The sequence below is a fragment of the Gorillibacterium sp. CAU 1737 genome (assembly GCF_039888655.1).
GTDB lineage: Bacteria > Bacillota > Bacilli > Paenibacillales > NBRC-103111 > Gorillibacterium.
Genome location: NZ_JBDQQO010000005.1, coordinates 173,054 through 188,085 on the forward strand (window position 1 = coordinate 173,054; position 15,032 = coordinate 188,085).

At 56.0% G+C, this 15,032-nt stretch carries 16 protein-coding genes, 1 tRNA gene and 1 pseudogene; 16 read left to right on the forward strand and 2 right to left on the reverse strand.

All coding sequences use genetic code 11. From position 1 onward, the window contains the following. Nucleotides 1-9 precede the first annotated feature (9 nt). The 5 genes from AAFN83_RS12410 (at nt 10) to AAFN83_RS12430 (ending at nt 5,165) form a co-directional block, all read left to right on the forward strand. Nucleotides 10-1,035, forward strand: coding sequence for an LLM class flavin-dependent oxidoreductase (locus AAFN83_RS12410; RefSeq protein ID WP_347769765.1), 1,026 nt, complete (start codon nt 10-12; stop codon nt 1,033-1,035). Nucleotides 1,036-1,088: 53 nt separating this feature from the next. Continuing rightward, nucleotides 1,089-2,255 (forward strand): amidohydrolase, encoded by a 1,167-nt coding sequence (locus AAFN83_RS12415; RefSeq protein ID WP_347769767.1) that lies wholly within the window; start codon nt 1,089-1,091, stop codon nt 2,253-2,255. Nucleotides 2,256-2,303: 48 nt separating this feature from the next. Further along, nucleotides 2,304-2,798: a DinB family protein gene (locus AAFN83_RS12420; RefSeq protein WP_347769769.1), complete on the forward strand. Its 495-nt coding sequence runs from the start codon at nt 2,304-2,306 to the stop codon at nt 2,796-2,798. Nucleotides 2,799-2,812: 14 nt separating this feature from the next. Further along, entirely contained in the window at nt 2,813-4,147 is a 1,335-nt protein-coding gene (locus tag AAFN83_RS12425) for an LLM class flavin-dependent oxidoreductase (protein ID WP_347769771.1), read from the forward strand. Between the two features lie 274 nt (nt 4,148-4,421). After that, nucleotides 4,422-5,165, forward strand: coding sequence for a hypothetical protein (locus AAFN83_RS12430; protein ID WP_347769773.1), 744 nt, complete (start codon nt 4,422-4,424; stop codon nt 5,163-5,165). A gap of 15 nt (nt 5,166-5,180) precedes the next feature. Here the strand turns inward: AAFN83_RS12430 and AAFN83_RS12435 are convergent, their stop codons facing one another. Together AAFN83_RS12435 and AAFN83_RS12440 are read right to left on the reverse strand one after the other, a co-directional pair. Then, nucleotides 5,181-5,729, reverse strand: a complete 549-nt coding sequence (locus AAFN83_RS12435) for a GNAT family N-acetyltransferase (protein WP_347769775.1) — start codon at nt 5,727-5,729, stop codon at nt 5,181-5,183. 18 nt (nt 5,730-5,747) lie between these two features. Further along, nucleotides 5,748-6,626 carry an effector binding domain-containing protein gene (locus AAFN83_RS12440; protein WP_347769777.1) on the reverse strand — a complete coding sequence of 293 codons (879 nt, stop codon included), beginning with the start codon at nt 6,624-6,626 and terminating at the stop codon, nt 5,748-5,750. A 205-nt stretch (nt 6,627-6,831) separates the two neighbouring features. Here AAFN83_RS12440 and AAFN83_RS12445 point away from each other — a divergent pair, with 205 nt between their 5' ends. The 11 genes and pseudogenes from AAFN83_RS12445 to AAFN83_RS12495 all read left to right on the forward strand — a co-directional run bounded on the left by AAFN83_RS12445 (nt 6,832) and on the right by AAFN83_RS12495 (nt 15,003). Then, complete coding sequence (locus AAFN83_RS12445; RefSeq protein WP_347769779.1) at nt 6,832-7,410, forward strand: RNA 2'-phosphotransferase; 579 nt, start codon at nt 6,832-6,834, stop codon at nt 7,408-7,410. Next, complete coding sequence (locus AAFN83_RS12450) at nt 7,407-8,219, forward strand: TatD family hydrolase (protein ID WP_347769781.1); 813 nt, start codon at nt 7,407-7,409, stop codon at nt 8,217-8,219. The genes AAFN83_RS12445 and AAFN83_RS12450 overlap by 4 nt, the downstream gene beginning before the upstream one ends. Before the next feature lie 311 nt (nt 8,220-8,530). Next, nucleotides 8,531-8,746 carry a hypothetical protein gene (locus AAFN83_RS12455; RefSeq protein ID WP_347769783.1) on the forward strand — a complete coding sequence of 72 codons (216 nt, stop codon included), beginning with the start codon at nt 8,531-8,533 and terminating at the stop codon, nt 8,744-8,746. A 25-nt stretch (nt 8,747-8,771) separates the two neighbouring features. Beyond that, nucleotides 8,772-9,497 (forward strand): hypothetical protein, encoded by a 726-nt coding sequence (locus AAFN83_RS12460; protein WP_347769785.1) that lies wholly within the window; start codon nt 8,772-8,774, stop codon nt 9,495-9,497. Next, the gene (locus AAFN83_RS12465; RefSeq protein WP_347769787.1) at nt 9,494-10,714 is read left to right on the forward strand and encodes a glutathionylspermidine synthase family protein; all 1,221 of its coding nucleotides are present in this window, start codon (nt 9,494-9,496) and stop codon (nt 10,712-10,714) included. Before AAFN83_RS12460 ends, AAFN83_RS12465 begins: the two co-directional genes overlap by 4 nt. Then, the gene (locus AAFN83_RS12470; protein ID WP_347769789.1) at nt 10,705-11,391 is read left to right on the forward strand and encodes a signal peptide protein; all 687 of its coding nucleotides are present in this window, start codon (nt 10,705-10,707) and stop codon (nt 11,389-11,391) included. The genes AAFN83_RS12465 and AAFN83_RS12470 overlap by 10 nt, the downstream gene beginning before the upstream one ends. Continuing rightward, nucleotides 11,388-11,780: a DUF350 domain-containing protein gene (locus AAFN83_RS12475; RefSeq protein ID WP_347769791.1), complete on the forward strand. Its 393-nt coding sequence runs from the start codon at nt 11,388-11,390 to the stop codon at nt 11,778-11,780. The genes AAFN83_RS12470 and AAFN83_RS12475 overlap by 4 nt, the downstream gene beginning before the upstream one ends. Nucleotides 11,781-11,797: 17 nt before the next feature. Then, the gene (locus AAFN83_RS12480; RefSeq protein WP_347769793.1) at nt 11,798-12,832 is read left to right on the forward strand and encodes a potassium channel family protein; all 1,035 of its coding nucleotides are present in this window, start codon (nt 11,798-11,800) and stop codon (nt 12,830-12,832) included. A gap of 183 nt (nt 12,833-13,015) precedes the next feature. Continuing rightward, nucleotides 13,016-13,073, forward strand: a tRNA-Ser gene (locus AAFN83_RS12485). 164 nt (nt 13,074-13,237) lie between these two features. Beyond that, nucleotides 13,238-13,762: pseudogene (locus AAFN83_RS12490) on the forward strand (TROVE domain-containing protein); the annotation flags it as partial. Nucleotides 13,763-14,064: 302 nt separating this feature from the next. Next, nucleotides 14,065-15,003, forward strand: a complete 939-nt coding sequence (locus AAFN83_RS12495; protein WP_347769795.1) for a GNAT family N-acetyltransferase — start codon at nt 14,065-14,067, stop codon at nt 15,001-15,003. The last annotated feature ends 29 nt before the right edge of the window (nt 15,004-15,032 follow it).

Below are 15,032 nucleotides of genomic sequence, written 5' to 3' on the forward strand. Positions count from 1 at the left end.
GGGAACCCGATGTCCATCTCGTTCAGCATATTGGATCAAAGCCCGATCTATCCGGGGGAAACGGCCGCGGAAGCACTGGCTCATACCCTCTCCCTCGCTCAGAGAGCGGAAGAGCTGGGCTACCGCCGCTTCTGGGTAGCAGAGCACCACGACACCGAGTTTCTGGCGGGCTCATCGCCGGAGGTGCTCATCTCGCACCTGCTGGCGAAAACTTCACGCATCCGCATCGGCTCCGGCGGCGTCATGCTGCAGCATTACAGCCCGTATAAGGTCGCGGAGAATTTCCATGTGCTCTCCTCACTCGCCCCGGGCCGGGTGGATCTGGGGGTGGGCCGCGCTCCCGGCGGATTGCCTCGCAGCACGCAGGCGCTGCAGAAGGAGGTCGCCTCGGCCAGCTCGCTCACGGAAAAGCTCGTGGAGCTGCGCCGCTATGTGAATCGCGAGTCCGATACGGAAGGGCCGCTTGCGGGACTGCAGGCGACGCCGATTCCACCACTCGCTCCCGAGCTGTTCCTGCTCGGGGCAAGTGCTTCAAGCAGCCAACTGGCGGCTGAACTCGGTCTTCCTTATGTGTTCTCCCTCTTTATTGGAGGAGACGAGGAAGAGGCGACCAAGGCGATCCAACAATACCGCGAGACGTTCCAGGGGGCGGAAGGAGTGCAGCCTGAGGTTATTCTAGCGTTGTCGGCAATCGTGGCCGATACCGACGAAGAGGCCGTCAGCCTGATTCCGCCGCACCGGTTGGTTAAGGTGCGCTTGGGGAGCGGCAAGACGCTTACCCTGGCCAGCGTAGAGCAGGCGGAGGAGTTTGCCAAGCAAGCGGGAGAACCGTACACCATCGAAGAGAAGGCACCGCTCATCACGGCCGGCTCCAAGGAAACGGTTCGTCGCAAGCTTCTTGCGCTGCAAGAGGCAACCGGAGTCAGCGAGTTCATCATCACGACGAACATCACCCCCTTCGAGAAGCGAATTCGCTCTTATGAGCTGCTGAGCGAAGCGTTCGCGGAAGTGAAAGCAGCCGAGGGGACGGCTTGAGGTTGAGGGTGATGGATGCGCCCGGAGTTTAGGGGATTCAAGGAGATGAAAGCATGAGCCAGGAGACGAACTTTAAGACAGCCGATGGGTTGGCCGAGCGCCTAACCCGGATTCGCCGGGAGTTGCATCAGTACCCGGAGCTGTCCAATGAAGAATACGAGACGACGAAGCGAATCAAGCGGTGGCTGGAGGAAGCGGGTATTGCCATCGCCCCTTTCCCGCTCCGCACGGGAGTTGTCGCGGAGCTAGGAGGCAACAGGCCCGGCCCCATCGTCGCCCTGCGGGCGGATATCGACGCCCTTCCCGTGCAGGAGGCGACGGGCTTGCCGTTCGCCTCGGCTGTAGAGGGCAAGATGCACGCCTGCGGCCATGACTTTCACACCGCCGCGATCCTCGGGGCCGCCTTCCTGCTGAAGGATCAGGAGGAGGAGTTGCCGGGAACCGTTCGCCTCCTCTTCCAGCCAGCGGAGGAGAAGGCGGGCGGCGCGCGGCAGGTCGTGGAGAGCGGCGCGCTCGAGGGCGTGCATGCCGTGCTCGGCCTGCACAACAAGCCCGACTTGCCGGTGGGTACCGTCGGCATCAAGGGAGGACCGCTTATGGCGGCGGCCGACGGCTTCCGGGTCGAGGTGAAGGGCAAGGGCTCGCATGCCGCGGTTCCCGAAGCCTCGCTCGACCCGATCGTAGCCGCGGCCCACATTGTCACGGCGGTGCAATCGATTGTGAGCCGCAATGTCGGCGCACTCGACGGTGCCGTCGTCAGCGTGACCAAGCTGAACAGCGGGACGGTATGGAACGTCATCCCGGAGACGGCGGTGCTGGAAGGGACGATCCGCACCTTCGATGAAGGCGTCCGTGCTCGTGTGCTGGAGCGCTTCGAGCAGCTAGCGGTCCGCGTTGCGGACGCGTTTGGAACGAAAGCGAGCGTACGTTGGATCGAAGGACCGCCTCCCGTGATCAACGATGAAGCATTGGCGGGACTGGCTTGGGAAGTGGCGAATGAGCAGGGGCTCACCCCGGCCGTTCCCGTGCCTTCGCTCGCGGGAGAGGACTTTGCGGTCTATCAGAAGCAGGTGCCGGGATGGTTCGCCTTCTTCGGAACTTCCGGGCCCGAGGAGTGGCACCATCCGGCATTCGACGTGGATGAGCGCGCGCTCCGCCTTGCGGCGAACTACTTTGCTTCCCTTGCGCTTCGCGTGCTGGAGGAAGCAACCAAGGAATAGGCGCAGGGAAAACACGTAAGCATCCAACAAATCGGGAGGGAAGACGGGATGAGCGCTATCGACATTCAAGCCTATCGGGATACGCATCGCCTGCTGGTTGAGGCCGTTGCCGGACTGAGCGAGGAAGAACGGAAGTGGAAGGAGAGCTCCGCCATATGGAGTGTTACCGAGGTGCTCGCCCATCTGGCCGATCACAGCATCGTCATTTCGTTTCGGATTCGCGATATTCTGGCGGATACGACGGTCACTCTCCCTGCATTCAACCAAGACAAATGGGTGTCAGGACAGAATGCCAATGAGAGCAGCGTGGAAGACATTCTGAACGTCTATCAGGCGCTGCTCGTCTACAACAGCCTGCTCTTGGCACGATTGAGCGATGCCGAGCTGGACAAGAGCGGCATCAACTTCAAAGGGGAACCCGTGCGAGTTCGCGATATCATCGCAGGATTTACAAAGCATGTGCACGTTCACCTGGCCCAGATCAACCGAATCAAACAAGCCTACGGCAGCCGATTGTCGACAGTCGGCAACGAGCCGGTGTAAAGGGGGAACCACCAATGGCAGAACGCAGAAAACTTAAGCTGGGTGCCATGCTGCACGGGGTCGGCAGCAGCACCTCTCTCTGGAGGCACCCGGCTATTCCGTCAGATGCCAGTGTGAACCTCAGCGTGTACAAGCGTTGGGTCGAGAAGGCGGAGGCGGCAAAGTTTGATTTGGCTTTTGTCGCGGACGGCCTTTACATCAACGAGAAGTCGATTCCGCATTTTTTGAATCGGTTCGAGCCCCTCACGATACTGAGCGCACTGGCTGCCGTCAGTGAGCGCATCGGGCTGGTCGGCACACTCTCCACATCGTACAGCGAGCCCTTTACTGTTGCGCGGCAATTCGGATCGCTTGATGTCATCAGCGGCGGCCGCGCCGGCTGGAATATTGTTACGTCCCCGCTAGAGGGAACCGCGCTCAACTTTGGCAAGAAGGATCACCCCGACCACAGCAAGCGCTATCGGATCGCCAAGGAGTTCCTGGAGGTGGTCCGGGGGCTGTGGGATTCGTGGGAGGATGACGCGTTCGTGCGCGACAAAGCCTCCGGGGTCTTCTTCGACCGCTCCAAGCTGCACACGCTGGACCACACGGGAGAGTTCTTCTCCGTGAAGGGGCCTCTGAACATCGCCCGATCGAAGCAGGGTCATCCGGTCATCTTCCAGGCGGGAGCCTCGGAGGTCGGCAAGGACTATGCGGCAAGAGAAGCGGACGCCGTCTTCACAGGTCCGGACACGATCGAGGACGCCATCTCGTATTACCAGGACGTGAAGCGGCGAGCAGCCGCATTCGGGCGGAACCCGGAGCATGTGCTGATCTTCCCCGGCATTGGCCCGGTCATCGGGAGCACACCGGAGGAAGCCGAGCGCAAGTATCAAGAGGTGCTGGAGCTGGTGTCTGCGGAAGACGCGCTCCTCTACCTGGGCCGCTTCTTCGAGCATCATGACTTTTCCCAATATGAATTGGATGCTCCGTTCCCCGAATTGGGTGAGCTTGGCCGCAACAGCTTCCAGAGCGGAACGGATAAAATCAAAGCCGATGCCAAGACACATCGCCTGACACTTCGACAGGTCGCCCTCTCGGTAGCAACGCCGCGACCGACGTTCATCGGCACCCCGGCGCAAGTGGCGGATCGCATTCAAGAATGGTTCGAGCGCGGGGGCGCCGACGGCTTCATGATCGGCTCGTCCGTGCCGAACGGGCTGGAGGACTTCATCGAGCAGGTCGTGCCGATCCTGCAGGAGCGCGGTTTGTTCCGCACGGAATACGAGAGCGACACGCTCCGCGGGAATCTGGGAATACCGATTCCCGCCAACCGGTACTCGCAGCGAACAGAGGTCGGACAGCGATAGAGGAACGTAGAACAAGAAAGAGGAGCGAGCAGGACTCGCGCCTCTTTTTTATGGTCTCTTCATGCGGGCCATTTTCCATAATAGAAAGACCCGTTTGGGACCAAACCTGTATAATAGAGGAAAGATCGAAACTTGACGGACGGGGGTCTCTCTTTTGAAAAAGCCTTTTGACGAAAAAGCATTGCCTCTCAATGTTAGAAAGCACTACAAGGAGCACAAGAAGGATCCTTCAAACCTCTTAGCTTATGTAAAGGAACAGTATCAGGAGGAACAGGTGGAGGATGTGCAGCTCGCGCTTTATATCAGCTTCCTGGAGGTCGAATGCGCAACCACGATCTACGTGGATGAAGTCGGAGATGTCTTGAAAAAGGTCCGGGCCAGGCTGGAACGGTTTCCCGAGGCTCCTCCCGTTGTCTCTTTTCTCAGAGAGCTGAAGAAACTCGAAAGCCTGAAAAAGCGAAGAAGGAATCGGCTGGACAAGCTGCTTGCTATGGATTTCGATGCACTTCAGCTAAGCGAAAAGAAGGACGTCGCCTACGAGTTAGCAGATTCCAAGAAACCGGAACACAAAGCCCTCGGCGCTCAGTATTTTCTGAGGCTGTACCAGGAGACGAACGACCTCCATCTTTTTTGCAATTATGCATCAACGCTTTATGGTTCGGGAGGGAAGAAGCAGGCGCTGGAAGTGTACGAGAGGATTGAGGAGCTGTTCAGGACGGAGGTCTACCCAAGTAAGGGCTGGGTTATGCTGGGCATTCATGCAGATCGAATGGACTTTCATAAAGAGGACCGACATGCCTTTCGAGCGCATTGGGAAGCGGCAAAAGCAGATCCGCTCCTCAAAGAGGTAACTTGCGAGTTTCCGGGCTATCTTGGCTATGTGGCTGATTTTGCGGAGGTTGGCTTGAAGTACGGCTACTTGGATCTTTGCGATGAAATGGTGGCCCTTCTGAAGAAGGAGAAGCTGCCGATCCCGCCGAAAGTGAAGGAATACGACGAGGGGCAGCGCAGCGTCTGAACCTTCCAAGCCTTCCTAACCGGTGATCTCATAGACACTTACATATTGCTCAGCATGAGTAAAGTGAAACCCCGCTTTCTCAAGCACTCTGCGAGAAGGCCCGTTCTCATGCTCCGCTTTCCCAACAATTTTCGGTTCCGTTCCGAGTTCCCGGAGTTGAGCGAGTCCCCATTCCACGAATGCAATGGCGGCTTCGGTTGCATATCCTTTGCCTTGATAGGCCTCGCCCAGGTGATAGCCGATTTCGACGTGATCAAGCTCCTCCTCGGGTCCATGAAATTTGGAGAGACTGATCGAGCCGATCAACTGGTTGGTTTCTTTTAAAACGATGGCTAAATCGCATCCGGCTGTCTCGGTGAGCAGATTGATTTTTTGCGACCATGCCGCAATATTGTTCTCGATTCCCTTCTTCCAAAAAGAAGCCTCTAGGCAATGCGGCTCCTGAAAGTAAAACCAACGCCTTCGGGAAGGCTCGTTGCAAAAGGCTACGTAAGGCTCTAAATCCTCCATTCGAAAGGGGCGATAGAGCAGTCGTTCGCTTGTGATTGGATCATTGGCGATCATTAGGGAAACCTCCATGTGTTAGTTTGGCACGATTCGTTGCCACAGCTCCATCTCAGGTTGAATCGGTACTTCCATCCGATCCTCTCGATATACCTCTGCGACCAGCATATCGTTCATGCTGTATTCCGATTCGGGCAGCCATTTGTTGAATAGATGATGATAGGCCCCTTCCAGTGCGGAGTTGGTCAGAGTCTCTTTATCCCTTGCCTGAAAAGTAACCCGTGCGTATAGCCCGGAGGGCAGAGTAAAGCTGCGCATCCCATCGGGGATTTCCTCCAGACGGGTAACCTGAGCCCCGATCATGTAAGTCCCCTCGCTCATCTCCTGCTCACATTCGCATACCAGTCCAAATTGGGTGGAAGGAACCCCTCGATGGGGAATTCGTTCGGACTCCTCATTTCCGAAGAAGGTACTGATCAGCCGATCAATGATTTGCTGCTTTTCTTCCATTCGATTGTAGGGGACCCGGTCTGCTAGTCCAATCACATAGATGGGGGTCTTGAGCTCGAACGTATCGACTTTGTAATCGGTCACAAGCTCTACCGGTTTCAGGGGGTCCTTTTGCTCTCCGATCCGTTTCTCCAGAGCAAGTAGCTCCTGCTCAATGATGGACAGGAGGCGACCCTCCGACCGAACGGCGGCGAGACGGGCTTGAATGGGATCGATCCACGACTCTGGGCCAGTCTTGAGTAAGGTGCGAATCTCCTCAAGGGGGAATCGCAGCCTCCGAAGATACTGAATGTGCTGCATGCGATGGCATTGCTCTTGCTCATAGAAGGCATAGCCATTCTCCGAGTCGATGGCCGCCGGTTCCAGCAGCCCGATGTCCTTGTAGTACCGAAGTGTCTTTTTGGATACGTGATGCAGTCCCGCGAATTGTCCGATCGTGTAGCGCAATTCTCTCACCTCTGGCTAACTATAATACGTTCCCCAAGGGCGCAGTCAAGAGCCTGATCACGAAAAAAGCAGGTAGATTCGACAGCGAAATGAACAGAAGCTTGCTAACGGAACGTTTGGCTCTATCCAAGGATTCCCTAGCTTCCCTTCTCCCGTTGCTTATAATGAAAAGAAAAGCGATCACATTTAGGAAGTGAAGATCATCATGTTAACCCAAGCGCAAGAAAAAAGCGTGAGCAAGCTCATGACCCTCATCCTCCGGCATGACCCGGTATCATTTGGGATCGTCCTGGACCCGGAGGATGGCTCCTGTCCGATTGACGAACTCCTTCGAGCTGTTCAAGCGCAGCCGCGCTGGTCCGGGATCAAGCAGGAGGATGTCGAGCAGGTTGTCCGAAACTCGGACAAACAACGATTTGAGCTCATCCAAGACCGCATACGGGCCCGATACGGCCACAGCTTTAGCAAAATTCAATACAAGGCAGCCGAGCCTCCTGCGCTTCTCTATCACGGAACGAACAAAGGAGCCCTCGCAGCGATTTGGAAGAAAGGGCTTCTTCCGATGGGGCGTCAGTATGTTCACTTATCGGAAGGGACGCATTTTGCCACGCTGGCGGGAAGCCGCAGAGGAGAACTGGTCATCCTCGAGGTGAACACAGACGGGGCTAAGGAATCGGGTGTCTCCTTCTACTATGCGGGCAATGAAGTATGGCTGGCGGACCGGATTCCGCCGGAATGCTGTACGGTCACGGATGCTGGCCAAAAGGGAGGGGACCGTTCATGAAGCAGCCGATCATCGACATTGGCGTCAACCTGATGCACCGCTCGTTTCAGCAGGACCGGGAACAGGTGGTGGAGCGGGCGATTGCGAACGGTGTCGCACCGCTTGTCCTGACCGGAACGAGCCTGCGCAACAGCAGCGAGGCTGCACGTTATGCGGAACGCTATTCCGGGCAATTGTATTCGACGGCGGGGATTCACCCCCATGATGCGAAGAGTTGTACCGCGGAGACGATTCAGAAGCTGGAGGAGCTGGCGGTCCTGCCGCAAGTCGTGGCCATCGGAGAATGCGGCCTGGACTACAACCGTGACTTCTCGCCGCGTGACGTCCAGCGCCGTTGGTTTGCCGAACAAGTAAAGCTGGCCGTTCAGCTCGACATGCCGTTGTTCTTGCATGAGCGGGAAGCGTCATCGGACTTCGTCGCCATCTTGAAGGAGCAAGCCGTTACCCGAGCGGTGGTGCATTGCTTCACCGGTACGCTGGCGGAGCTGAACACGTACCTTACGCTCGGCTATCACATCGGCATCACCGGCTGGATCTGCGATGAGCGGAGAGGGCGGCACCTGCAGGAGCTCGTCCGCCGGATTCCGCTCGATCGACTCATGATCGAGACGGATGCGCCGTTCTTGACCCCGCGGGATTTGAGGCCCAAGCCAACCGATGGGCGAAACGAGCCTGCATTCCTGCCGCATGTGCTGAACACCGTTGCACGCTGTGTAGGCCAATCGCCGGAAGAGGTTGCTCACGCGACGACGGCGACAGCAAAGGCGTTTTTTGGGATAGTGGATTTGCCACAGGCTCGGTTTTCCTGACCGGGCCATCTGACTTTTTTGGCCGCCGACTGTTGTCCCTTGGGGAGTGCGGAGCCTTAGGAATACATTCACTGAGAGGAACATCGGCTGCCGAAGCGCCGAAGGTTCTTTTTTTTGGGGAGCGATATCGTGCGAAATGCTATGGACGAAACCGGGTTGCTCCTATATGATTTCCTTTGGTGAAATCAGGAAAAAGGCAGAATGGTGGAAACTAGCAAAAATCGAAACGATTCCCTTCGTACCCCGTATCAATCAATCGAGAATCATCCGGATGCTTGGTGGATGAGAGGAATTGAAAGGAGGGTGGAGGGGTGGACAATGGAATCGATGTTATTTTGTATCAGAAGCTGGAGACCGGAGAGCTGTTTTTGTTGGAGGAGCGAACCTGGAACATGAACATGGTTTCTGCGTTGGAGCACATCAATTACCTGATTGTGGGCGGCCAGGAATACGAAACGCTGGAAGGGCGGCTGAACGTGGACACGAACAAGCTGGAGCTGCTTCTGGTGGCGGTAAGGCATGATTGAGGCATAACGAGGGGGAAAGAGCGCAATGAACGATGAGATCAGGGCGGTAACGCCTGCAAGCGGGTCGGCGGAGGGCAAGCCGTTAAAGGTATTGTCCACTTCGCTTGGCATTGCCCTGTTTGCGAATGCATTTCTTGGAACGGGCGCGGCGGTAGCGGAAGCGAACAGCTCGGCAGCATCGGCAGATGAGCCGCAGCTCGTATCCTGGTCGACGGAAGAAGTGAAGGCGTACTTCGACAAGAATGCCGATTGGAGCCTTCCCTTGGAGGAATTAGAGAAGGAGCAAGAAAACGCGGGAGCGGCAGGTGGATCGAGTGCCGGTGCGGGGACAGGAAGCACAACCGTAATTAATCATTACGGGGGCTACCATTCTGGATTCGGCTGGGATGATGTACTCCTGTACCACATGCTGTTCAACAGCGGCTCCCGTTATTCGACGACGAACTATTACGCCGACCACAGGGGCTATTATGCCGGCAGCAACCGGGCTTACAAACCGACAAGCTTCACCAGCGACAAATTCCAGAACAAGGCGGTGGCGGGTTCGGCCGTAAAGCCGAAGACGTCTTCCAAAAGCGGTACCTTCAAATCCCGATCCACGTCATCGAAATCGGGAAGCATTGGAGGAACCTCGAGCGTGCTTAGCTCGTCCAGCTCCAGCAGCAAATCGAGCAGCGGCTCGAGCTCATCGAAATCCTATACCAAATCGTCCAAATCCAGCTTTTCCAGCAAGGGGAGCTTCGGCGGATGACAAAGGCAGAGGGAAACTCGGTATTTACCGTGATGGGAGAGCCCCGAACGGACCGAGAGCGGGTCGTTCGCGAGTTAGCTGAGCTCGGTTTTACCTGGGCTGACTTGGAGGATGAGGCGTACTGGATCGATCAGATTGCGGTCCTGGATCGGTCGGTCTATGAGGAACTGGAAGCTGCAGCTGCCGCTCTCTGGATTGTATTGGACAAAACTGCTCGTTACGTGCATCGCAATCACGTTTTCTATGAGTTGATCGGCATTCCGCAGGTTCTCTGGAAAATGCTCGATGTGAGTCCGCTTCCTCCTCCCGGCATGATCAGCCGGTACGCACGGTTCGACTTTGCGGTTAGTGAGGCCGGGGAGATCAAGCTGCTGGAGCTGAACGCGGATACTCCAACGGGATATGTCGAAGCCTCCATCGCGACCCCCTGGCTCTGCCGACAGGCTGGTATCGATTGCGTGAATGAAGGGATGGCGGAAGCTGTCCGTGAAGCATGGGCACACTACCGTCCCGATACGGTCGCCTGCGTCGATTATGGAAGTCACCTGGAGGACACCGGTACGGTCGAGGCGCTGGCCCGCCACAGCGGGCTGGAGGTGCAGTTTGCCGACTGTCTTGAGCTCTCCATCGACAAAGGGCTGGTGAAGGATGGGACCGGTCGAGTGATCGAGCGGATGTTCGCCCTGTATCCGAAGGAATGGATGGCGGTTGATGAGGGGGGAGATGCGCTCGCCTATGGGATTGAAACCGGCCGCATCGCCTTGTTCAACCCGCCGCACAGCATTCTGCTGCAAACGAAAGGGCTTGTTGCAGCGGCTTGGGGTTTATTTGAGCTTGGCCTTCTGTTTACGCCAGAAGAACGCTCCGCTATCGAACGCTACCTGCTGCCAACGTATAACAAGGCGGTCTTCTCCGGCAGCTTCGTCTCCAAATCCATGTTTGGCCGTGAAGGCGGCTCTGTCCGCATGTACGATCGGCAGGGAAACCTGGAGATCGAGGATCAGGATGGCTTTGATACCAGCACCTTGTTCCCGACAATTTATCAGAAACGGGCCGAGCTTGCCCGCATTGAGTCGGCGGAGGGAGAGCTTCACCTCTTGACGGGGCTGTTCATGCTGAACGGGAAGCCGTGCGGGCTTCTCGGTCGTGCAGGGGGTCCGATCACCGGCAATACGAGTCATTTTATTCCTATAGGGGTGAGATCATCATGCAAGTAACAAGTGGGATAACGGAAGCGGACGCCTCCTCGAGAAAGCGCCGCTCCCGCTTGAGCCGAACCGCATGGGGACTGGCAGTTTTGCTTCTTGCTGCCGGGCTGACGGCGTGTACATCGAATACCAACAGTGTCTTCCATACCGTGGAGAGTGAGGACACAACCTCTACCGCCGACGTGGAGAGCGTGCCCTGGGATTACCGAATTGTCGAGAATACCGTTGGGGATCTGATCGGCAGTGACATGACCGTTCTTCCCGATAACGAGATGCTGCCCAACGACGATAACTACGCGACCGGAGACAAGATTTGGACGCTGCAATACATGGATGCCCAGATGAGCGCCAATGAAGAGCAGCGGACCGACATCAAGCTGTCGGCCTGGAATACGATCAAGTCTTATAAGGAGAAGGCCAAAGCCGAGGAAGACTTGAACAATTTGAAGGTCACGGTAAAGACTGATGTCGGAGTCGTCGGAGTCTACAAAACGAAATACAAGGAGAAGACCCGTAACTTTGCTGTGCTGGAGCTGCCGTCAGGCAATCGGATCAAGCAGCCGATTGATGATGCCCGCTACAAGCAGCTGGAAAAGGCGAAGACGGCCGAGGTCGTTCTCGAGCAGGTACATGACTTTACGGACTATGATGCGGCGTATGCCAAATTTCGGGGGTGGGCGAATTGATCGTCGTGATGAATATCGTCATTAGCGTAGTGGTCATTACTGTGCTGCAATTGCTGGGAATGGCCATCTTCCATTGGATGACTCCTTTCAATGATATGGAAGAATTGAAGAAAGGGAATGTTGCCGTAGGGCTCGCGCTAGGCGGAAAATTCCTGGCAACGGCGATCATTCTGGGCGTTGCCGCCTTCACCAACACCTCCATCTGGTTCATGATGCTCTGGTTCGCCATCGGGTACGTTTGTCTGATCGCAGCCTATTGGATATTTGAACTGGTCACGCTCGGGTTTAACGTCTCCAAGGAGCTGGAGAAGGGGAATGTCGCCGTCGGGATTATGCTGTGCCTGGTCTTCATCGGAAGCGCCTTTGCGGTGAGCAGCCTGATTATTTAAGGAAAGCGGGAAGCGGTGTGCCTATTCTCTTGCGTCTGACGAGAAGCATGCTTCGAATCAGCAAAAAGCATCTCGGCATTCTCATCGTTTCGTTCGTGCTGGTGAGTGCCAGCCTCGCCTATTGGCTGGAGCCGACTACGTTCGGCAATTGGTTTAATGCTTTCTACTGGGTGCTGACGACCATGGCCACGGTAGGCTATGGCGATTACTTTGCCCATACGGCGATCGGCAAAGGCTTTACGATTTTTTTGTACATTTTCGGAATCGGTCTGCTCAGCCTCGTCATCGGGAAGGTCATCGACGGGTTCGGAGCGGTTCACCGGCAGAGGAGAGCAGGAGAGTTGACCTTTCGAGGCAAGGATCACATCGTCATTATCCACTGGAATCGAAAAGCGCAAGCGGCCATCGAGGAAGTTGCCGCGTACCGGGCGGATCTGCCCATCGTGTTGATTGATGAAATCGGTCAACATCCGCTTGAGTCATGGCCGAACGTCCACTTTGTCAAAGGCGATCCCTCTGATGAGGAGGTGCTGCTCAAAGCGGGCATCACGAGCGCACAGGCTGCCATCGTCTTTGCGGATCTCCGGATCGACGAGACGGCGCTTGCTGATGGCAAGACGCTGCTCATCGTCTCCAGCATCGAGCGGATCGCTTCTCACGTACATACGACCGTGGAGATCCTGCTGGAGAAGAACATCCAGAACTTCCGTCATGTGCAGGTGAACGAATTCATTTTGTCGCATGATGCGATCTCGCGTCTTGCCGTCCGGGCTGCCCTGCAGGAAGGAAATCCGGAGGTGCTCCAGCAGCTCATCAGCCGCCAGCATGGAGACGATCTCTATGAGGTTCCCGCCGATCCGGCATGGAGCACCTATGCGGATGCGTTTCAGGGGTTGCTGCAGCAGGGTGCAACCTTGCTCTCCGATCGCGGCGATCTCGGCATCAATCGCAGGCTCGGCGAGCGGATTCCAGCCGATGCCCGGCTCTATGTCGTTGCGGATGAGGCTACCTACCGAAGGATTAAGGATGGCCGCAGAATCAGCCTCACTTGAACCTCATGTACAAGGATTCGCTAATTCAAATGAGAAAGCATCGAAGGACTGCCTTGAGGCCAGTTTTTCGGTGCTTTTTCACCTTCGTCATACTTTCGCCCTGTTCGCGGCTGGGAAAATGAGCGAAGATAGGGGCATAGCCGACGCGAACCGCGAAGGCGGATCAAGATCATCGAGGCGCAGGGAAGGGTTACTTCGACTTGTAATCGGCAGGCCGTTGGTTCGAATCCAACCTTCTCCTAACGGAGGAGTAGCTCAGTTGGTAGAGCAGCATGTACCTTTTCAAATCATTTTTCTTCGATGATCTTTCCATTTTACGAACAATGGGGCAGCTGGTGAAGCGCTGGGATGGGTTCCTTCGAGCCAGAGCGTCACCGGTTTTCCTATATGAAGGAGGCAATCCCGATGGGAGCCACGCAAAAGCTGTTTCACAGCCTTCGTCCGGATGTTCTCAACCAAGATCGCTATCCGGCCTATACCCGATCTCTCCAGGAGCGTTACATTCAGACGCTGCTGACCAATACGATGAGCAATACCTTTTACTCCAGTCAACGGGAGCTGATGCAAGAGGCGGCCGCCCTTCATGAGGAGATGGCGGAGAAGCATCCGAGCTTCATGGCCAAGGCGCTTGTGTTTGCCCGCAAGGAAGGCCTCATGCGGCTCCAGCCGTTATTCGGACTTGCGGTTCTGTCGATCCACCGCCCGGACCTATTCGCGAAGGTATTCCTCGAGGTCGTGCGCATTCCGTCCGATCTCTCCGATTTCCTTACCATCCTGAAGGGGCTTGGACGCGGAGAAGGCGGCCGTGCGGTCAAGCGGCAGGTGGGCCGTTTCTTATCCGGCATCTCGGAATACTGGGCCATCAAGTACAATGGGCGCGGACGCGGCTACAGCCTGGGCGATGCCATCGCGACGGCGCATCCGAAGCCCGTTGGATGGAGTGACACGGTTCTGTCCTATATCGCCCAAACGGTGCAAGGCTACGATTCTCTCGCGGAGAGAGTGGAAGCGATGGATTTGTAAGCTGCGGCGAAAAATAGGTTCTCGGATCAAGGGAAAAGCACTCCGCTCCTCTATGGGGAGGAGGGGTGCTTTTTGAGTTTGCATATCCGCATGTTTGGAAAATCGTTTTATAGTCATGTTCTCCCTTCCGTTTCCAGTTCCTTTTGTTCATGATTAAGAGGTTGAAGCAGGATTAGCACAAATCGAATGAATCGAGAGGATGTATGAACATGGAGGGTTTGAAAAACGTGTTGCTTCGCAATCCGAAAGAAGAAGATGTGGATCAGGTAGGAGAGCTGGATTTTGTCTTGAAGCTGCACATGCTCTATCATGGCGATTTTGATCGGCAGAATATGGTCTGTGCCTTTTCGGAAAAGGAGGAGCTTTTGGCTGTCGCCAGCTTGACGGAGCACGATACCTTTCATGCTGTTGGCCATGAGGGGGACCCCGCCTTTGTCCGGCATTTGATGGTTGAGATAACCCTTGCGGAGCAGGTAAAGGACGACAACGAGCTGAAAAGCGCCTTGGTCGATCAGATGATCCAGAGAGCCCGGGAAATCAAAGAAAAGTATCCCGACAAGCGCATCGTGTTGGCGCAGTATATCGATACGGACGATCTCACGGAACTGGATTTCTTTTTCAGACGGGGATTCACGGTATTCGATACGATTGCGGTCTTCAAATATGACCTGAGCGCGGATATTCCCAGCTACCCGCTCCCGGAAGGGGTTCGGATCGTCCCCTATGCATTGGATCACCCGGAGGCTTTGAATAGCTACCATCAAGCGGAGCTGGCCTCCTTCGACGGAGTGGCTTGGAGCCTGAACCACCTGGGCTGGATGCAGGGTGCTCCGGAAGTGGTTAATTTCTGCGCCTTCCATGGTGATCACTTGATCGGCAACACCTCCACCTGGAAAATAACCGATGAGAGAAGTGCCACGGAAAATGTATTCGTCGTCCCGGAATGGCAAAAGCATGGGATTGCCCGAGGACTCCTCAGCACCGCTCTTCAATCCTTGAAGCAGCAGGGAAAAACCATTGCCACTTTGGGGACTCAAGGAACCAATCGGAAGGCGATCCGCCTCTATACTCAGGTCGGGTATGAATTTTATGGATCTCGCTTTACCATGGGGTATGAGATCGATGCTCCGACCCCTGTTGTTGGATAGAAGAGAGGCCGAGCGAGTCTTAGAGTGTG